Source organism: Flavobacterium zhairuonense (assembly GCF_004352915.1).
GTDB lineage: Bacteria > Bacteroidota > Bacteroidia > Flavobacteriales > Flavobacteriaceae > Flavobacterium > Flavobacterium zhairuonense.
This window is the reverse complement of record NZ_SJSY01000070.1, coordinates 50,626-70,749: the sequence shown is the minus strand read 5'-3', so window position 1 is coordinate 70,749 and position 20,124 is coordinate 50,626. Positions and strand designations below refer to the sequence as shown.

At 35.9% G+C, this 20,124-nt stretch carries 13 protein-coding genes; 11 read left to right on the top strand and 2 right to left on the bottom strand.

Annotation, left to right across the window (positions count from 1 at the left end; all coding sequences use genetic code 11):
- Positions 1–6 precede the first annotated feature (6 nt).
- The 11 genes from EYY60_RS08030 (at position 7) to EYY60_RS07980 (ending at position 15,471) form a co-directional block, all read left to right on the top strand.
- On the top strand, positions 7–1,950 hold the full coding sequence (locus EYY60_RS08030) for a RagB/SusD family nutrient uptake outer membrane protein (protein WP_132988866.1): 1,944 nt from the start codon (positions 7–9) through the stop codon (positions 1,948–1,950).
- Positions 1,951–2,266: 316 nt separating this feature from the next.
- Positions 2,267–3,802 carry a sialate O-acetylesterase gene (locus EYY60_RS08025; RefSeq protein ID WP_132988865.1) on the top strand — a complete coding sequence of 512 codons (1,536 nt, stop codon included), beginning with the start codon at positions 2,267–2,269 and terminating at the stop codon, positions 3,800–3,802.
- A 135-nt stretch (positions 3,803–3,937) separates the two neighbouring features.
- Entirely contained in the window at positions 3,938–4,957 is a 1,020-nt protein-coding gene (locus tag EYY60_RS08020; protein ID WP_132988864.1) for a family 43 glycosylhydrolase, read from the top strand.
- A gap of 3 nt (positions 4,958–4,960) precedes the next feature.
- A complete protein-coding gene (gene rhaM, locus EYY60_RS08015; protein WP_132988863.1) occupies positions 4,961–5,290 on the top strand; it encodes an L-rhamnose mutarotase in 330 nt (109 codons plus the stop codon).
- 42 nt (positions 5,291–5,332) lie between these two features.
- The gene (locus tag EYY60_RS08010) at positions 5,333–6,601 is read left to right on the top strand and encodes a DUF4861 domain-containing protein (RefSeq protein ID WP_132988862.1); all 1,269 of its coding nucleotides are present in this window, start codon (positions 5,333–5,335) and stop codon (positions 6,599–6,601) included.
- Between the two features lie 31 nt (positions 6,602–6,632).
- A complete protein-coding gene (locus EYY60_RS08005; RefSeq protein WP_132988861.1) occupies positions 6,633–7,982 on the top strand; it encodes a glycoside hydrolase family 88/105 protein in 1,350 nt (449 codons plus the stop codon).
- A gap of 233 nt (positions 7,983–8,215) precedes the next feature.
- On the top strand, positions 8,216–9,550 hold the full coding sequence (locus tag EYY60_RS08000) for a hypothetical protein (RefSeq protein WP_132988860.1): 1,335 nt from the start codon (positions 8,216–8,218) through the stop codon (positions 9,548–9,550).
- A 60-nt stretch (positions 9,551–9,610) separates the two neighbouring features.
- Positions 9,611–11,023 carry a family 43 glycosylhydrolase gene (locus tag EYY60_RS07995; RefSeq protein WP_132988859.1) on the top strand — a complete coding sequence of 471 codons (1,413 nt, stop codon included), beginning with the start codon at positions 9,611–9,613 and terminating at the stop codon, positions 11,021–11,023.
- Between the two features lie 11 nt (positions 11,024–11,034).
- Positions 11,035–12,363, top strand: coding sequence for a rhamnogalacturonidase (locus tag EYY60_RS07990; RefSeq protein ID WP_132988858.1), 1,329 nt, complete (start codon positions 11,035–11,037; stop codon positions 12,361–12,363).
- 266 nt (positions 12,364–12,629) lie between these two features.
- Positions 12,630–15,071 (top strand): glycosyl hydrolase 115 family protein, encoded by a 2,442-nt coding sequence (locus EYY60_RS07985; RefSeq protein WP_132988857.1) that lies wholly within the window; start codon positions 12,630–12,632, stop codon positions 15,069–15,071.
- Between the two features lie 223 nt (positions 15,072–15,294).
- Positions 15,295–15,471 (top strand): histone H1, encoded by a 177-nt coding sequence (locus EYY60_RS07980; RefSeq protein ID WP_026729959.1) that lies wholly within the window; start codon positions 15,295–15,297, stop codon positions 15,469–15,471.
- Positions 15,472–15,583: 112 nt separating this feature from the next.
- Here the strand turns inward: EYY60_RS07980 and EYY60_RS07975 are convergent, their stop codons facing one another.
- Positions 15,584–17,095 carry a rhamnogalacturonan acetylesterase gene (locus EYY60_RS07975; protein WP_132988856.1) on the bottom strand — a complete coding sequence of 504 codons (1,512 nt, stop codon included), beginning with the start codon at positions 17,093–17,095 and terminating at the stop codon, positions 15,584–15,586.
- A gap of 157 nt (positions 17,096–17,252) precedes the next feature.
- On the bottom strand, positions 17,253–20,120 hold the full coding sequence (locus tag EYY60_RS07970; RefSeq protein ID WP_132988855.1) for a glycoside hydrolase family 2 protein: 2,868 nt from the start codon (positions 20,118–20,120) through the stop codon (positions 17,253–17,255).
- Positions 20,121–20,124 lie beyond the last annotated feature (4 nt).

Here is a 20,124-nt window from a genome sequence, read left to right as displayed (position 1 = left end):
ATCATTATGAAAAATTATAAAAAACTATATATCAATTTAATGCTTGTTGCAGCGCTTACTGTAGGCAGCTCATGCAATAAAGATTTTCTTGACGAAGAGTTGACAACTGCCTACAGCCAAGATTATTATAAAACTGAAGCAGGAATTCAGGCATTGGCTGTCGGAACATATTATCAAGTATTTGCGGCAGAACTCCAAGGAGAAGTGCCGCTTTGTGCGACAGAATCTGGAACTGATGAATTTCACGCTGGAGGTGACCCTTCAAACTGGATTTGGAATTCTTATTCTTCTGGTTTTAAAGCTTTCGTAACGGTTTCGAATGCGAATACTGTTGCAGCAAATACACACTGGGATAATTTATATATCGGAATTGGTAATGCTAATACATTAATTGAATCGGCTACAAATATTGTCTCATCAAATGATGCCATCAAAAAAACGGCTCTAGGTGAAGGTTACTTTTTAAGAGCTTTTAGTTATCTGCAATTGGTAAGTCAATATGGCGCTGTTCCTTTAAAATTAAAAACAAGTTCTACCGTTGAATTAGAATTCACAAGAGCTTCTCCTCAAGAGGTTTTAAATCAAGTAATTGCTGATTTTACTCAGGCTTATAATTTATTAGGAAATGCTGGTGCTCCTGCAAAAATTACGAAAGATGCTGCAGCACATTATTTGGCAAAAGCTTATTTGACACGTGCCAGCGAAATTAACGACAGCTGGAACGGAACAACAAAAACGGCCGATTTGCAGCAGGTTGTTACTTTGTCAGACGAGGTGATTTCGCACCATCCATTAGCGGCGAATTATGATAATTTATGGTCATACACAACTGCCGACGGTGCTAATGAAAAACTTCCAGAATTAATTTTGTCTGCGCAGTTTAATGCTAGCACATTGACAACTGGAGGGAATCAGCAACATTTGTATTTCCTTTCTACTTACGACCAATTGCCCCAAATGAAGCGTAATCTTGCCGGCGGAAGACCTTTTAGCCGTTTGGCCCCAACTTATTTTGTGTATGATGCTTTTGATCATGTGAATGATTCTCGTTTCTGGAAAAGTTTCCAAACAAAAAGTATTGTCAATAATGCATCAGGTGCTGTTTACAAAAATGGCGATTTAGGGATTATGTATATTGTAAATACAGCTGCAGATACACGTTTTGCAAAAACTAAAAATACTGATGTCATCATTTATCCAAAAACAGGGAAAACAATTCCGAGTGTTTATGTAGCGTACGCTGCTGATAAAGTTGGATTAATGGCTGATGTAAGATTCCCATCTTTAAGTAAATATATGGATGGAAACAGAATCGATTTGAGTAATATAAAAGGTTCTCGTGACGTTACTTTGGCTCGTTCTGCAGAAACGTATTTAATGGCAGCCGAAGCAAAAATCCGTTTAGCAAAAGCGGGTGGCGCTACATATGCAGATGCATTGCCATATATTAATACAGTTCGTGCGCGTGCAGCTTACAAGGCTGGTGAAAATCGTGCAGCTTACGCCGATGGTTCAGCGGCTTATACAACAACAGGTCAGGCTGGAATTCCAATTTCATACATTCCTGAAAATTCGTATTATGAGTCAAATAATATTGCAGTTGCAACGACTGCAACGAATTTGACAATAAGCAGCATTACGGCTTTGCCAACAGAAGATATGGCAGTAATTGCAAAATTAGGTTATGGAAGTGATTATGACAGAATGCTGTGTTTAGTTCTTAATGAGCGCACAAGAGAATTGTGTGGGGAATTCCATCGTTGGGAAGATTTAAGTAGAACTAAAACATTAGTTGCGCGAGCAAAAGCTTATAATATCGAGGCTGCTCCAAATATTCAAGAATATCATAACCTGCGCCCAATTCCACAGACATTCCTTGATGGAGTTTACGCAAGTGGAAAACCTTTGACTGCAGAACAAAAAGCGGCAATGCAGAATCCAGGGTATTAAAAAAGAACTTATTTTTTGGTTTTTTCACGTTGGAAACCGTCTCATTTTTTGAGACGGTTTTTTTTATAATTGAGCAGGGTACAACAGGATAGTTTTCAGTTCTTTAATAAATATATTTGACTAATCATTTTAAGGATATTGGTTTTCGTTAATATGGTAAAGGTAAAATTAAGTGGTTTTGATTTTACGAAGGCAGTAACACTCGTTGCTGCCTTTTTTGTTTTTTATATTTCTGCAGTAAAACAGGGAAGCACAGGATACCGATATCGTTTTAGTGCTTTATCTTTAAAGTTTTAGTATTAAAATTATATTCCGAATGATTTATTTGAAGAAATTATTATTAATATTCATTGTTTTAGGATTAAAACTGACGGTTAGCGCTCAAGTAAAACTGCCTGCATTAGTGGGCGATAATATGGTTTTGCAGCAAAATGCTAAAGTGAATTTATGGGGATGGGCTTCTCCAAATGAAAAAATAAAAATTCAATTAGGGTGGCAGAATGCATTATCAGAAATAACGGCAAATGCTGATGGAACATGGAAAACTTCGGTACAGACGCCAGCAGGAAGTGAAAAAACATATGACATTACAATTGAAGCTTCGAATAAAATCATTCTTAAAAATATTTTAATTGGTGAAGTCTGGATTTGTTCTGGACAATCGAATATGTATTTTCCAGTTGGGAAAGAAGAAGGAACGTGGAAAACGGGAGTGAAAAATTATGAGGAAGAAATTCAAAATGCGAATTTTCCATCAATCAGATTATTTACGGTTTTGACAAAAGCTTCTCAAAAACCTTTAGATGATGTGACAGGAAAATGGACGGAATGCTCTCCTTCATCTATAAAGACATTTTCTGCGGTTGCTTATTTTTTCGGAAGAGATTTGTACCAAAATCTGAAAATTCCAATCGGGTTAATTTCGACTTCTTGGGGCGGAACAAAAGCCGAAGCCTGGACAGCTCAAGCTGTTTTAGAACAAAATACAGATTTCCTTCCAATTTTAGAACAAGACGCAAAAAATGAAAAATTGTTTCAGGAAAAATTAGAAACCTATTATGCAGATTTAGCAAAAGAACGCCTTGCAAATAATGGAGACGTTTCTAAAAGCCAATTGAAAAAGCCAAAAAAAGAAGAAAATAAAACCTCTTATGTGCTATATAATGCGATGCTCCATCCGATAACGAATTACACAATGAAGGGCGTAATTTGGTACCAAGGGGAAAGCAATGCCGAAAAAGCATTTTTATACAGAAGCCTTTTTCCGGCAATGGTAAAAAGTTGGCGAAGCGAATGGAATCAAGGAGATTTTCCGTTTTATTTTGTTCAGATTGCACCTCACAAAGGGCAGAATCCAGATATTAGAGAAGCACAATTATTATCTTCAAAAATAATCGCAAATAGCGGAATGGTCGTTACAACCGATGTAGGAAATGCAGAAAATATTCATCCAATTGACAAACAAACTGTTGGTTATCGTTTGGCATTAATTGCAAAAGCTAAAACATATGGAGAAAGCAAATTAGTATATTCCGGTCCAACATACAATCATATGGAAATCAAAAGACAGCAAATCAAATTGTTTTTTGATGACGTTCAAAACGGATTTAAAAAGAGCAACGAAGATTTAAAAGAATTTGAAATAGCAGGAAATGATAAAGTTTTTTATCCGGCAAAAGCAAAAATCGAAAGCAAAATTATTGTAGTTTCTTCTGAAAAAGTAAAAGATCCAATTGCAGTTCGTTTTGCATGGAAAGCAGTTCCAGAGCCGAATTTATTCAACGCTGAGAATTTGCCTGCATCGCCTTTTAGGACAGATGAATGGGTGATAGAAAATGAGAAGAAAAATTAATTAAATACGCATAGTTTGTCATTTCGACGAAGGAGAAATCACACAAGAAACTCCGCGCAGAATGTCGCCAATCTTTGTCGAATTCCGAGTGTGATTTCTCCTTCGTCGAAATGACAAAACAACAACAAAACTAAAATGAAAATTAAACCAAAATATCTTTTTACAATCCTAATAACTGCATTGTTCGCCATAACAATGACAGCTCAAAAAGACATTCAAAAAGATAAAAAACATATTGCGCCAAAACCCTTATATCGCGATCCAATCTATGACGGAGCCGCCGACCCAACAATTATTTGGAATCAAAAAGAGAAAAAATGGTTCATGTTTTATACCAATAGAAGAGCGAAAGACACGACAGCAAAAGGAATTACATGGGTGCACGGAACGAAAATTGGTGTTGCAACTTCTGAAGATGGCGCAAAATGGACTTATAAAGATACTTGTAGCATTAACTATAAATTAAAAGATGTAACCTATTGGGCGCCAGATGTCATTAAATACAAGAACAAATATCATATGTATTTGACCATTGTTCCCGGAATTTTCAACGATTGGTATCATCCGCGTTCGATTATTCATTTAACGAGTACGAATTTAATGGATTGGAATTTTGAATCTGAATTAAAACTGGCTTCTGAAAGATGTATTGATGCTTCGGTATTTCAATTGCCAAACGGAACTTGGAGAATGTTTTACAATAATGAAAATGATGGAAAATCAATTTATTATGCAGACAGTAAAGATTTGTACAATTGGACGGATAGCGGAACGAAAATCATAAAAGACAGGGGAGAAGGCCCAAAAGTCTTTGTTTGGAAAGGAAAAAACTGGATGGTAACAGATTCTTGGAGAGGTTTGAATATTTATTCTTCTGAAGATTTTTTAAATTGGAAACGCCAGGAAAAAAATATTCTTCAAACTCCCGGAACAGGTGAAGATGATAAAGTGATTGGCGGACATCCGGATGTGGTTGTGAATAATGGAAAAGCGTATATTTTTTATTTCACACATCCCGGTAGAACTCCCGAAAATAAAGGAGTCGACAGCTACGAAACAAAAAGAAGCTCTATTCAAGTAGCAGAACTCGAATATATAAATGGAGAAATTGTCTGCAATAGAGACAATCAGGTTCAAATCAATCTAAAACATTAAAAAATGGCAAATAAAAATACAATTCGAAACGCTTTCAAAATGAAATTAAAACCTGGTTTTGAAACTGAGTACAAAAAAAGACACGACGAAATCTGGCCTGAATTATCGGCTTTGCTTTCAGAAACAGGAATACAGGATTATAGTATTTTTTTAGATGAAGAAACGTTGATTTTATTTGCCGTGCAGAAAATCAGTCCAGATTTTGACTTCGATTATTTGCCAAATCATCCAATTGTAAAAAAATGGTGGGCATATATGGGCGATATCATGGATACAAATCCTGATAATTCGCCAATTTTAGTTTCGTTAAAAGAGGTTTTTCATTTGGATTAAACCGGAAACTTGAAACAAAGAAAACCTGAAACAAAAAGAAAAATGAAAACAAAATATTATTTATCAATAGCTTTTGTAACAGCAATTTTAGTGACTTGCAATGCACAAAAAATCACATTAAAAAATGCGTCTGATTTAGCAGTTCCTCAAAAAGCCATTAGTATAAAAAGAAGTCAAATCGGTGCTAAATATGTTGCTGACAGTTTTCCAATTTTGATTGCTAAAAACGATACTATTCCGGCACAATTGAATGATTTAGACGGTGATGGAAAATGGGACGAACTCTTCTTGGTAACTGATTTTGCTTCCAAAGAAAAGATAACTGCAGTATTAAGCTGGTCTTTGAAAGATCCTAAATTTCCAATAAAAACTAGTGTAAGATTTGGAAAAAGAGAAGCAAAAGATTTGCCGGTTCAGCCAGCGACAGAAGAAGTTTTGATGGCGAATCAAGTACATAAAAAATTAGGTTTTCAAAAATATCAAACTGACGGCCCAACTTGGGAAAATGACAAAGTTGGTTTCAGACATTATTTAGACGGAAGAAATTCAAAAGATGTTTTCGGAAAAAAAATCCCTGCAATAACACCAGAAAATGTTGGAATAAACAGCAAAGGCGCTGTGGAAGATAATTATCATGTAATGTACGATTGGGGGAGAGATATTTTTCCAGTTGGAAATTCTGCAGGTTTGGGAGGTTATGCTTTATTGATAAACGGCAAAATCAACCGACTCGGAATTTTGACAAACGATACCTTGAACAATGTCGAAAAAACAACTTTCAAAATCGTGAGTGAAGGGCCGGTGAATTCGGTTTTAAGTTATAAATACCAAAATTGGAAAGCTTCAGGAAATGATTATCAAGTTCAGGAAACAACTTCAATTTGGCCTGGAATGTATGGTTATGAAAACACGGTTTCAATTAGCGGACTTAAAGGCGGTGAAACTTTTCTGGCAGCAATTTCAAACATAAACAACAAAAATCCGCTTCAAGTTATCGAAGCTGGTGATTGGGTTTGTTTTATTCAGCATGATCATTTGACCTACAACCGCGAATGGATTTTAGGAACTGCAATTTTGGTTCCGAAGAAAATTTATCAAGGTTATATCGAAGCTCCAAAAACGGGGCAGCTAACAGATTCTTATTTAGCAAAATTAAAAGTTGAGAACAATAAAAAAATAAGTTACTATGCGATTGCCGGATGGGAATTGAGTGCCGATAAAAACTTTAAAGATGCCGCCTATTTCAGCAATTATGTAACCACTTTGGCAAAACAGCTTTCTGCCAAAATAACGGTTGAAATCAGCAAATAAAACTAACACGTAAAACTAACACACTAACCATATGAACTATAAATCAACCCTTTTAGCAATGCTGGCGTTTGCATCATTTACAAATGCAAATGCGCAAAAAACAGATGCAACAGCGCCATTGCATTTAATGCAACCTGATTATCCAACGCCGTATGTTATTCCGCAAAAAGAAAACATTAAAGAAGTTTTGGACAGAGTTTATAATTTCTTAGATAAAAATTCGGCTTCAAAAATTATCGACGCAAATACAAAAGCGGTCATCACAGATTATAAAAAAGGAAATCAAGATATTGTTTTTGAACCGGGCGCTTTCAGATTGACGAGTTATGAATGGGGTGTGACGTATGCCGGAATGCTTTTGGCATCCAAAGCGACTGGTGAAAAATACTTCGCAGATTACTCCAATAAAAGAATACAGTTAATTGCTGATATTGCTCAAAATTATAATGAAAAAAACATAAAGGATAAAGACATGCTGAAAACGCTTCATCCTGAAGCATTGGACTTCGCCGGAGCGCTTTGTGCCGCTTTTATTAAAGCCAAAAAAGACGGTTTGAAAGCTAATATTGATCCTTTGGTAAATAATTATATCGACTTTATCAGCAACAAACAATTCCGCTTAAAAGATGGAACTCTGGCAAGAAACAGACCTCAAGACAACACACTTTGGTTGGATGATATGTTTATGAGTGTTCCTGCTTTAGCACAAATGGGAAGTTATACCGGAAATGCAAAATATTATGATGATGCTGTGAAACAAGTCAATCAATTTTCTGAAAGAATGTTTAACAGCCAAAAAGGAATTTACATGCACGGTTGGGTAGAATCTATGACGGTTCATCCGCAGTTTCATTGGGCTAGAGCAAATGGTTGGGCGGTTATGACGATGGTGGAGCTATTAGAAGTTCTTCCAAAAAATCATCCAGGTTATAATCAAGTTTTAACTCAATTGCAAAAACACATTGCAGGATTGGTTCAATATCAGGACGGAACAGGTTTCTGGCATCAATTATTAGACAGAAATGATTCTTATTTAGAGACTTCGGCAACGGCAATTTATGCCTATTCTATTGCTAGAGCAATCAATCGCGGTTATGTGGACAAAATGACGTATGCTCCAGCAGTTTTATTGGCTTGGAATGCCGTTGCAACAAAAGTAAATGATAAAGGCCAAGTAGAAGGAACCTGCGTAGGAACTGGAATGGGATTTGATCCAGCGTTTTATTATTATCGTCCAATAAGTGTTTTTGCAGCGCATGGTTATGGCCCAGTTTTATTGGCTGGAGCTGAAGTGATTATGCTTTTAAAAGACAGTCAGTTTCAGATAAATGACAGTTCTATTCAGTTAAAAATTGAAGGAAAAGATAATCTGCATAAGTAAAATCGATTAAGGCTCTTAGTAAAATTTTAATCTCGCCAAGTCGCCAAGTCGCCAAGTTTTAAAATTTGAATTGTCTCCAGTTTTAACTGGAGGTAAAATATAAGTCATCATAATCGGCTTTAGCCAATTCTGTGTTCATAGCAAAAAAACTTTGCGACTTTGCGTCTTTGCGAGATTCATTGACAAAGTATTAAAAAAACTTAGCGCCTTCCTGGCAAAACACCCAACAAAATATGAAATCAACAATAAATATACTTTTCTTATTAATCGGCACAATCGCTTTTGCCCAAATAGGAACCCGATTTCCATCAGAAAAAAAGATAATCAAAGATCCCATTACAGGTATCGATTTGATCTTTTTAACAACAAAATCAGCAGGAGATTCAAAAACATATCCAACACATCCACAATGGACGGCAGACGGCGAATGGCTTATTTTTAGAACCAAAAGAGCCAACGGAGAAGCTGTAGCAGTAAACGAAAAATCTGGTGTGATGGTGCAGGTAACCGAAGGTGGTTATACCGGAACATTATGCATGGCGCAAAAATCTATGAAATTGTATTTTATGAGAAAAGGCGAAGCCGATAAAATGCAGATTATGGAAGTGAATTTAGAAGCTGTTTTTGCTGATAGTGAAAAAGGAAAAATGAAACCCGTTTCCGCTTACGAGCGTGTATGCGGGACAACAAATCCAGAAATGGGTGCTTCGGGAGATATGGCTTTAGATGCTGATGAAGACCGAGTTTATTTCAGAATTGGAAAAGAAGAAGCAGCAAGGCATTTAGATCCGAATATTAAAATTGAAAAAAGTTTTGGCCCAAGAAATATGGGCGCTGGTCCGGGCGGAATCAGTAGTATGAATATAAAAACAGGTGAAATAAAACATGTTGTTTCGGTGCCATTTCAAGTTGGACATATTCAGTCTAATATCTGGAATCCGGGTGAATTGGTTTTTTGCTGGGAAACCGGAGGAAAATCTCCACAACGTACTTGGACAGTAATGGCAGATGGAACAGGATTAAGACCATTGTATCCCGAATCGGATTTTGAATGGGTGACGCACGAAGCTGTTATTTCTAAAGATGAGGTTGCAATGGCCATCATGGGACACAGAAAAATTGATATTGAAAAAGAAACTCCAGTAGAAGTTACTGCTAGCACAGAAGTTAGAAAACCGCAAAATCCTGGACAGGAAAGCAATTGGGGAAAAGCTGGAACGCGTGAAAAACCAACAGGTTTAGCGATTGTGAATTTAAGAACTAGAGAAATGATTATTGCCGGACAAACTAAAAGCGGTAGTGGCTTATGGCACGTTCACGGTTCTTCTGACGGAAGATGGGCTGTAGGAGATGATTTTTCAAGAAGTTTATATTTGATCGACCGAAAAACGAACGAAATGAAAATGCTGACAACGGGTCATAAAGAAACCGCTGCAGATCACGTTCATCCTACTTTCAACAGAGACGGAACAAAAATTCAGATTCAGTCGGCAATGCTTTCTGAGGATAATCGAACGCTTAATATCTGCATTGTAAATGTGCCGAAAGAATGGCTTAAACGCAAATGATTAATTGTGAATTGTTAATTGTGAATGGTGAGTTGTGAATTGTGAAAAGTGAGTTGTAAGATGTTTAATAGAAATTATTTTGTTTTGGGGCGCTTAATTTTCATTGTTTTTTTGTGCAATGTGATGGTTTCTTTTGCGCAGGAAACAGGAAAAATAGATGCCATTTATTCTGGTGTTCCTTGGCTTGACCAAAACGGAAATATTGTAAGTGCGCACGGTGCAAATATTATAAAAGAAAAAGATACGTTTTATTTGTTTGGAGAAGCCCACAGTGACACCAGCAACGCTTTTGCAGGATTTAATTGTTATTCTTCAAAAGATCTTTATAATTGGAAATTTGAACGTCAGGCGCTTCCTCTGCAGGAATCTGGAAAACTGGGACCAAATCGTGTTGGCGAACGCGTAAAAGTCATGAAATGCCCAAAAACAAATGAGTTTGTAATGTATATGCATGCTGATACTTTGACTTATAAAGATCAGTTTGTGGGTTATGCGGTTTCAAAAAATATTGAAGGCCCATACACATTCAAAGGTCCGGTTTTATTTGACGGAAAACCTATAAAAAAATGGGATATGGGAACTTTTCAAGATAATGATGGTTCAGGATATATTTTGGTTCACGGAGGTGAAATTTACAAATTGAGTGATGATTATAAATCGGTTACCGAAAAAGTAAACGAGAATATTACAACCGGATTTGAATCTCCAACGATGTTGAAAAAAGAGAATCTGTATTATTTTATTGGTTCGCATTTAACGAGTTGGGAGAAAAATGACAATTATTATTATACATCAAATTCAATAAAAGGGCCTTGGGAATTTCAAGGTTTAATTGCGCCAAAAGAAACCTTAACATGGAATTCACAATCGACTTTTGTTTTGCCAATTCAAGGTTCAAAAGAAACCACTTATATGTTTATGGGCGATCGTTGGTCGTTTCCAAAACAAGCTTCATCGGCAACTTATGTTTGGCAACCGTTGACAATTTCAGGGAAATCGCTTTCAATTCCGGTTTATCAGGAAACATGGAAAATTGATTTGGAAACCGGAATTGCATCGGTACCAAAAAACAAGAATAAAAATCTGAAAAGTAATAATAAAGAAATTAAATATTCTGGAAATTGGAGTCATACAGATAAAGAAAGCAAATCGGATGACAAAAACGGCTCTTTTTCAATAAAATTCAAAGGACAGCAAATTGGTCTTTCAAGTTTTGTCGGAACGGAAAATGGTTATGCGAAAGTTATTTTGACCGATGAAAAAGGAAAAATCATAACTTCAGCGATTGTTGATTTGTACAGTAAAAATGCGACAGAAACAGCCGTTTACAAATCTGCAATTTTGAAAAGTGGAAATTACATTTTAACGGTTTCAGGAACAGGAGAAAGACCAAATTGGTCCGATAAAAGAAAATCAAATTACGGAAGTACAGGATATTATATTTCTGTCACTCAGATTGAAATTAAAAAATAAAAACAGACATAATGAAAAAGTTTTTCACTTTGATTGTATGTGTTTTGGGAATATCGCAAAGCACATTTTCACAAAAATACAGCAACGACAAATTTCCTGATGGAACTGAAATTAGATCTTGGTTTAAAGATTACAAAAAACTTCAGTTAAAAGATTTAGGTAAAAAATATACCATTACAGATTTTGGCGTAAGCAAAGACAGTACAAAATTACAGACAGTTGCTATTCAAAAAGTAATTGATAAAGCGGCGGCGAATGGTGGAGGTGTAATCATAATTCCGAAAGGCGTTTATTTGAGCGGTGCTTTATTCTTTAAACCAAAAACAGTTTTGTACATAACTGAAGGTGGTGTTTTAAAAGGTTCCGATGATATTACCAATTATCCAATTATGCCTTCAAGAATGGAAGGCCAGAATTTGGATTATTTTCCGGCTTTGGTAAATGCTTATGGAGTTGATAATTTTTCGATTTCAGGAAAAGGAACAATCAACGGAAACGGAAGAAAATATTGGGATGCTTTTTGGGCACGCCGAAAAGAGAATCCGAAATGTACCAATCTTGAAGTTTCAAGACCGCGATTGGTTTTTGTTTGGAATTCGAATAACGTGCAATTTCAAGATGTAAAATTCATTAATTCAGGTTTTTGGACGAATCATTTTTATAAATGCAATAACATAAAAATACTAGACGCTTATATCTATTCTCCTCACAAAAAAGGCGATGCGCCAAGTACAGATGCAATTGATCTTGATATTTGCAACAATGTGCTTATAAAAGGATCTAACATGTCTGTAAATGATGATGCTATTGCATTAAAAGGCGGTAAAGGACCGTATGCAGATCAGGATAAAAACAATGGAGCAAATACCAATATTATTATCGAAAACTGTAAATTCGGATATTGTCATTCGGCTTTAACGAATGGAAGTGAAGCAATTCATAACAGAAACATCATTATGCGCAATTGCGAAGTGGATGGACCGTCAATATTGTTGCATCTTAAAATGAGACCTGATACGCCACAACTTTACGAATATATCAGATTGGAAGACATTAAAGGACAGACTAAAAACGGTCTTGCAATTTTGGCATGGAAACAGTTTTTTGATTTGAAAGGTCGTCCTGATATTCCGTTGTCGTATGGAGATAATGTTACGTTAAAAAATATTGATCTTAAATGCGAAATGTTTTATAAAGTAGAAAACGATCCAAATGTACGCTTGTCAAATTTCACTTTCGAAAATTTAAATATTGAATCTGCGAAAGCGGACATTGATAAAAGTTTGATTAAAAATGTGACTTTTAAAAATGTTTATGTGAATAATAAGGTTGTTGAGTGAAAAAGGTTCTAAGATTCTAAGATACTAAGGTTAAAAGTAGCAAAGGTTCAAAGATTTTCTGTAGAGGCGCACAGCAGTGCGTCTAACACAAAGTAACCATAAAGTTTGTCATTCCGAGGAACGAGGAATCACACTAGTAACTCCGCAAAGAATATCGCCAATCTTTGTCGATTCCCGAGTGTGATTCCTCGTTCCTCGGAATGACAAAACCGGTGCAAATCAGTAAAATCCGTGGCCCAACAAAATACCAATAATATAATCCGAAAATGAAAAAAATACTGCTATTAATTTTCTCGATTTTATCCATAAATGTTTTCTGCCAAAAGAAAAACACAACCGAATTCTTAATTGCAGATTCAAACAATGCAGTAACTATTTTCATAGATAAAAATACAGATCCATTAATTGTCTGGGCGGTAAATGAATTGGCAGATGACGTTCAGGAATTAACCGGAAAACGCCCAGAAATAGTTCCAACAAATTCATTTTCTAAAAACGGAATTTATATTGGAGAAATCTCAGATGATTTGTTTAAAACAAGAAAAGATCAAAAAGAACTTTCGAATCAATGGGAAAAATTTTCGATTCAAAAAGAAAAAGATAATCTAATAATTTCTGGCTCTGATGTTCGCGGAACCGTTTATGCCATTTTTGAAATATCAGATCGCCTCGGAATTTCGCCTTGGAAGTGGTGGGCAGATGTGCATCCGATCAAACGAGAGAAACTTTCTTTACAGCTTTCAAAAAATGCAATTATTTCTTCGCCTTCGGTTCAATATCGCGGCATTTTTTTGAATGATGAAGATTGGGCATTACAACCTTGGGCGGCCAAAACATTTGAGCCAGAAACGGGCGATATCGGTCCAAAGACTTATGAAAAAATCTTTCAGTTATTACTGCGTTTAAAAGCCAATACTATTTGGCCGGCGATGCATCCGTCAACTAAAGGATTTTTTACGATTGCCGGAAATAAAGAAATGGCGCAAAAATATCATATCGTAATTGGTTCTTCGCATGCTGAACCAATGCTTCGAAATAATGTTGATGAATGGAAGCCAAAAATCTACGGAGACTACAATTATTTCACGAATAAAACTCAAGTTGATAAATATTGGCAGGATCGATTAGATGAATTAAAATCGGCGCAAAATGAAACGATAATGACACTTGGAATGCGTGGCGTTCATGACAGTAAAATGGAAGGCGCAAAAGATTTAAACGAATCGATTTCGATGGTGGAAAAGATTATTGTCAACCAGCGAGAAATGCTTGCAAACACTTTCAAAAAGCCTTTAAAAGACATTCCGCAAGCTTTTGTTCCGTACAAAGAAGTATTGGAATTATACGATAACGGACTTAAAGTTCCGAGTGATATAACTTTAGTTTGGCCAGATGATAATTACGGTTATATTCGCCGTTTGAGCAATGAAGAAGAGCAAAAAAGAGCAGGAGGAAGCGGTGTTTATTATCATATCAGTTATTGGGGAAGACCGCACGATTATCTTTGGCTGAGTACGATGCAACCAGGTTTGATTTGGTACGAAATGAACAAAGCGTACCAAAACGGAGCCAACAAAATGTGGATTGTAAATGTTGGCGATATAAAACCTGCTGAATATGATACAGAGTTGTTTCTTGACATGGCTTGGAATATCAATAGCATTAAATCTGACGGACTTAATCAATATTTGGAAGATTGGTCAGCAAGAGAGTTTTCGCCTAAAATAAGTGTCGAAGTAAGTACTGTTTTTGAAGAATATTATCGTTTGGCTTTTCTGAGAAAACCAGAATATATGGGCTGGAGCCAAACTGAACCGACAACTCCAGTTAAACTCTCCGATTTTTCAGAAAAGGAAATTTGGAACAGAATAAAGGCTTACGATAAACTTATTGAAAAAATTGACAGCCTTTCAGCATTTATTCCGCAAGAGCGAAAAGATGCTTGGTTTCAATTGGCGGTTTATCCAGTAAAAGGAGCCGCTTATATGAATCATAAGTTCTTATATTGGAATTTGGCAACGATTACTTCTGATGAAAAAGAAAAGGTAAAATACGAACTTTTAGCTTCAGAAGCTTTCCATAAAATTGAAGCACTTACAGATTTTTACAATACCAAATTAAGCAACGGAAAATGGAATAAAATGATGTCAATGCATCCAAGAAATCTGCCTGTTTTTGATTCGGTTAAAAAGCCCGAATTCATTAAAAAGGAACAAAAAAGCATCGAAAACCGAATTGCAATCCAAGCGAAAGAATTTGTCTCTCAAAAAGGTTTTAAAAATTATCAATGGAAAACAATCAACGATTTGGGTTACAGCAATAATGCAATTACCTTGTTTCCATTGAAACAGCACTATTTCAAAACAGAAAAGCCTTTTGTAACATATGAGTTTGAAATTAAAACTTCTGGCGAATATGTAGTAGAAGTTCGTTTGCTTCCAACACATGCGAATAATTTTGATCACGAAATTGGTGTACAATTGGATAAAAATGCCTTACAAAATTTTAAAACAAACACAAAAGACCGAGATAAAACCTGGAAAGAGAATGTGCTTAGAAATAGCGCCATTGTAAAACTTTCTGCATTGAATTTGGAGAAGGGAAAACACACAATAAAAGTTGAGGTGAACCAGACAGGCATTGTACTGGATCAGCTGGCAATTTATCCGTCAAGCGAAGGAAGTTCTTACGAAATACCTTTAAAATAAGTATTAATTGATGAGTATGAAGCAATAAGATCTTCAAAAAGTAAAAAAAGTTTAAAAAAAATAAAACTTTAAATTTTTGTAATCCATTGATATAGAGAATTAAAGAAATGAGGTTAAATTATTATTAACTGAAATAGCCTAAACCGTTATAATTTTAACACTAAACGTGCGTTATAGTTCCAGCAAACTTCTATTTTTGCGCCTTAATTTAACAAGTATAAGCATGAAAGATCTATTAGTAAAAATCAACGCCGAAATTGACACATTCAAAGCAGAAGCTGAATCTTTAACTGAAAAAGGTATCAAAGCTGCTGGACCAAGAGCTAGAAAAGCTACTTTAGAAATTGAAAAACTTTTGAAAGAATTCAGAAAAGTTTCTATCGAAGAATCAAAAAAATAATACTTAGGTATTCAAAACAAAAACCTCGTCAGTCGACGAGGTTTTTTTATGTTAGGGGTTAAGAGTTAAGAGTTAGAAGTTAAACGTACTTACTTAACTTCTAACTTTTAACTTATAACTTCGTTATTTCAATATAATCTTTCAGATTGCAGTCTTTTAATTTTTTTAGGCTTTCTGCGACTGTTAACGCGTTGAAAGTTGCACCTTCAGCTCCCGTATGCGTATGATCTTTTGGGAAAAAGGCTTTTACTTTTTCTTTTCCTAAAGCTTCATATTTTGTTGCTACAATATCATTTAAATCTATAAATGGAATTTTTTCGTGAGCAGCAGCGATTTTAGACCATTCTACGTACGTATCCGTTCTGCGTTCTGCTTTGTCATTTGGCCATTCGTTTCTTGGCGTCAAGCTAATTACAATCGGAATAGCGCCTTTTTCTTTGGCTTCTTTGATGAATTTTACCATATACCACCCAAAAGTATGTACAATCTCTTTTGAGCCGTCTGGACGCGTTACTTCTTGCGTTTCATCTCCATTTCCTTTTAACGAACCTCTGAATTTTTCTTTGTCAATATCTCCCGCATCATTATGTCCGAATTGAATAATCACAAAATTTCCTGGTTGTAATTGGTTTTTTACTTCATCCCAAAGACCTTCATAAACAAAAGTTCTGGTGCTTCTGCCACCTCTGGCTTTATTGATTACTTCAATTCGTGTTGTGTCGCAATATTGTGGAAAAGGAACTCCCCAGCCAACAGCGTCAGGATTATTGTTATTATTAGCCATTGTCGAATCGCCTATTAAAAACAATTTTTTCTTTGGCGGAAGCACAATTTTTGGATTTGGCAAAATGTAATTTTTTAAAGAATTTTTGCTTGTTTTCAATTCATTGATAATCACTGAAGCCGAAAGCACTGCACCTTTTGCAGAAGTATGTGTATGATCTTTTTTGTAGAAATAAGTTCCAGTTACTTTTGCTTCTCCGAATTTCTCCATTTCTACAGCCATTTTTTCATTCAAATTGATGAAAGTGACTTTTTCTTTTTCAGCAATTTGTTTTGCCCATAATCCGTAAGATTTGTTGTTTCTTGGCACTTTTCCTTCTTTCCAGTCGTTTCTCGGAATTGGCGAACAAATAATCGGAATCGCGCCTTTTGATTTAGCCTCGCGAACTACTTTCTGAATGTACCAGCCGTAACTGTGAACGGTTTCATGCTTTTTGGTAATCAAATTATCGATTTCCTGTGATTCATTTCCAATTCCTTTAAAAGTACCGCGAGCACGAATAGTGTCATTTATTGGTCCGTCGTCATTGTGTCCAAACTGAATCAACACATAATCGCCTTTTTTTAGTTTGTTCAAAACTTCAATCCATAAACCTTTATCCTGAAAAGTACGACTGCTGGTTCCGCCCAAAGCATGATTTTCGATATTGACTTTTGTAGTATCTAAAAACTGACCAATATAATCTCCCCAGCCCCAAAGTCCGCCTGCACCGTCACCTTTACCATTTTTTACGGTTGAATCACCGACCATGTAAACGGTTGGTTTATTGTTTTTGGTGGTTGTAAAATTGAAAAATAGTGCTGCTAAAATTAGAGCAGAAAATATTTTAAATGTTTTCATATTTTGAATTGTGAATAGTGTGTGTTTATTTAACCGCAAAGTTCGCAAAGGTTTACGCAAGGCACGCTAAGCTTTGCGAACTTTGCGATTTCTCAGCGAAGGGATAAAAATCTTAGCGTGCTTTGCGGTTAAAATGATAAAGTAATTAAACCTGAAACTAAATCTTATCTCTAAAATCAAACCACAAATTCATCTTGATTCCGTCGTCGCCGCTTTTGATTCTGATGTTTGTTGGCTGGCTTTGTGGGCCTTGTTGTTCTAAAGGTTTAAAATCTCTCATCGCCGGAATTTCATACATAAACGAAATATCGCCTTCTGGAAACGCTGGTTGTGGATTACTTCCTGCGAAACCATTTTTAGGTAAATCTGGCGTGAATAATCTCAAGAATAAATTATCAGATTCGCTGAAAACTTTAAACGATGAAGCACCTGCTTTTAAATTTGCTCCCATTAAATTGGCATGATAACCTTTAAATTCTGGATAAATCAGATTTTCAAAGCTTTCTCCTGTAATTGTATTGTTATAGTCCTTCTCCCAAATTCCGTATGTTGTTCCTTTAATTCTGTTTTTCCAAACATGATAAGGTCCTCTTCCAAACCATTTAATTCCAGTAACTTCTTTTTCAGGAAAACTGAAAGTGATTCCGAATGAATTGATTTTATCCTCGAAAAAAGCACCGTCGAATCCGTCTGCACCGTTTGCTCTTTCATTTTTTAAAACTATCATTTCCATTTTAAATCTTCCGTCGGGTTCCATAGTCCATTTGATCGAAGAAATACCACCAACGTAAGTCACGTTACAAACCGCTTTATCGCCTTCCTGAGAAACCTGAATGTCTTTCAGTTTCGCTTTCATTCCAATTGGGCGCGGACCATTTGTTAATGGAATTGTTGAAGTTGCATTTTTAACCGATGTAATTTCTCCATTTGCCGAACTCAAAACAACCGTAACATCGCCTCCTTTTAAAGTAACGTCAGTTCCTGTTTTTACAGCCGATGCTTTTCCTTTTGTATTTTGAACTGCTAAAAACTTATTGGCATAAAATACAGCTTTATGAATAGGCCAAGTCCAAGTATAAATTTCTTTTCCAAACTGATCGTAAGCTGAAATTGATAAAACATCACCTTCAACAAAATTACTCGGAACAGCAAACTGAATTTTACGCGTTTCGCCCGGATCAATACTCGGAATTTCAATTTTTCCTCCGTTTATTTCTTTGGCAGTTCCTGTTGTATAAAGCACATTTTTATCCGATTGCAATACTTTGAATTCCATTTTGCAGGTATTCAAATTACTGAAAAGATAGTCGTTTTTGATCAAGAACGAACCGTCAAAACCTTCTGTAACTTGTTTTGGCGTGAACTGAATTGGAGCCCAAACTTCTTTTACCGTATAATAACTTCCTTCTCTTTCGCGGTGCGGACCTAAAATTCCGTCTGCTGCCAAAGAACCTTTTGAGTCAAATTTTGCATCACCTTTCCAATCAGAACGGAAAACAGCTTCGTCCAACATCGCCCACATAAATCCTCCTGCAAAAAGCGGACTTTCTTTGTAGCGATTCCAGAAATCTTCCAATGCTGCGCCGTGTCCGTTATCATATGTTCCGTGCATAAATTCGGTTGGGAAAAATACATTTTCGCCGGCATTAAAACGGTGCATTCCAGTTAAGTAAGTCGGGTAGTGGTGTGTATCCCAGCCATTGAAATCGGCCCAAGGGTGAATCACAATTCTCTTTTGAGGATCAAGATCTGCAAAGACTTTATCAGTATCATAATTCCATCCGCCTTCATTTCCGTTATCCCAAATAATTACAGAGGCATGGTTTACATCGCGCGTGATCATTTCAGTCGCTAATTTTTTCCCAGTTTCAGTATCATACGAATTTTGCCAGCCCGCCAATTCGTTCAAAACAAAAAGACCAAGAGAATCACAAACTTCTAAAAAGTGCGTATCTGGCGGATAATGCCCACGAACGGCATTCATATTCATATCTTTAATTAGCTTTCCGTCCAACTCGCTGATGCGTTTGCTCGTACTTCTTCCGCCTTCTGGCCAAAACGAATGACGGTTAATTCCTTTCATGATAATTTTCGTACCATTAAGATAAATTCCGTCTTGTTTTTTGAACTCTAAAGTTCTGAAACCAATTCGTTTGTCGTATTGATGAACTACAGTTCCGTTTTGTTTTAAAACCAATTGTAACTCATATAAATTTGGATTTTCAGGATTCCAAGGTTTAATGTTTTTCCATTGTGCAGCAATCGTTTCTTTGGTAGATTTCGCTTTAAGCGGAAAAGTAAAAGTCTGGAAATTTTCTCCGTTTAAACCTTTTAAAGTAGCTTCTAAAGTGGCATTTTTAGAAACGTTTTTCAGATTAACATCAACCGTAATAGAGCCATCCATTTTCGGATTTACAGCGATATTTTCAATATGCGTTTTAGGAGAAACTTCCAACCAAACCGGACGATAAATACCTCCAAATAACCACCAATCCGCTCTTCTTTCTGCCGCATTTACCGATTTATTTGACGACTGTTTCCAAACGTGAACTTCTAAAGTATTTTTTGCTCCATATTTCAGTAAAGACGAAATATCATATTTAAACTCGTAAAAACCGCCTTGATGAATCGCTCCAGCCAGTTTTCCGTTTACTTTTACTTCAGTATCCGTCATCGCACCGCCAAAAGCAATTAAAACATCTTTGCCTTTATAATCTGCCGGAACTTCAAATTCATATTTGTATAAACCTTCTTCTTTGCTTGGCTCTTTTTGGTTCAATTCTTTGTACCAGCGCCCGTATGTATATTCGCCAAAACCTTCCAATTCCCATTGCGACGGAACATTTATTTTCGACCAGGTTTTACTGTTGTTTCCATCAGTACAATAAAAATCCCATTGTACAGGATGTTCAAAATCTTTTCCAGACAAATAGACTTTATCAGTTTGTTGTGCATGGCTGTTTTGGGTCAGAAAAAGCGAAAATGCAAGAATAGAGAGATTTTGGATAGTGTTTTTTAGTAGCATAGTA

Coding starts and splice junctions, on each gene's coding strand:
- rhaM (WP_132988863.1), top strand. CDS start 4,961: ATGGCAAATAAAAATACAATTCGAAACGCTTTCAAAATGAAATTAAAA.
- EYY60_RS07985 (WP_132988857.1), top strand. CDS start 12,630: ATGAAAAAAATACTGCTATTAATTTTCTCGATTTTATCCATAAATGTT.
- EYY60_RS07995 (WP_132988859.1), top strand. CDS start 9,611: ATGTTTAATAGAAATTATTTTGTTTTGGGGCGCTTAATTTTCATTGTT.
- EYY60_RS07970 (WP_132988855.1), bottom strand. CDS start 20,120: ATGCTACTAAAAAACACTATCCAAAATCTCTCTATTCTTGCATTTTCG.
- EYY60_RS07980 (WP_026729959.1), top strand. CDS start 15,295: ATGAAAGATCTATTAGTAAAAATCAACGCCGAAATTGACACATTCAAA.
- EYY60_RS08025 (WP_132988865.1), top strand. CDS start 2,267: ATGATTTATTTGAAGAAATTATTATTAATATTCATTGTTTTAGGATTA.
- EYY60_RS08005 (WP_132988861.1), top strand. CDS start 6,633: ATGAACTATAAATCAACCCTTTTAGCAATGCTGGCGTTTGCATCATTT.
- EYY60_RS08000 (WP_132988860.1), top strand. CDS start 8,216: ATGAAATCAACAATAAATATACTTTTCTTATTAATCGGCACAATCGCT.
- EYY60_RS07990 (WP_132988858.1), top strand. CDS start 11,035: ATGAAAAAGTTTTTCACTTTGATTGTATGTGTTTTGGGAATATCGCAA.
- EYY60_RS07975 (WP_132988856.1), bottom strand. CDS start 17,095: ATGAAAACATTTAAAATATTTTCTGCTCTAATTTTAGCAGCACTATTT.
- EYY60_RS08020 (WP_132988864.1), top strand. CDS start 3,938: ATGAAAATTAAACCAAAATATCTTTTTACAATCCTAATAACTGCATTG.
- EYY60_RS08030 (WP_132988866.1), top strand. CDS start 7: ATGAAAAATTATAAAAAACTATATATCAATTTAATGCTTGTTGCAGCG.
- EYY60_RS08010 (WP_132988862.1), top strand. CDS start 5,333: ATGAAAACAAAATATTATTTATCAATAGCTTTTGTAACAGCAATTTTA.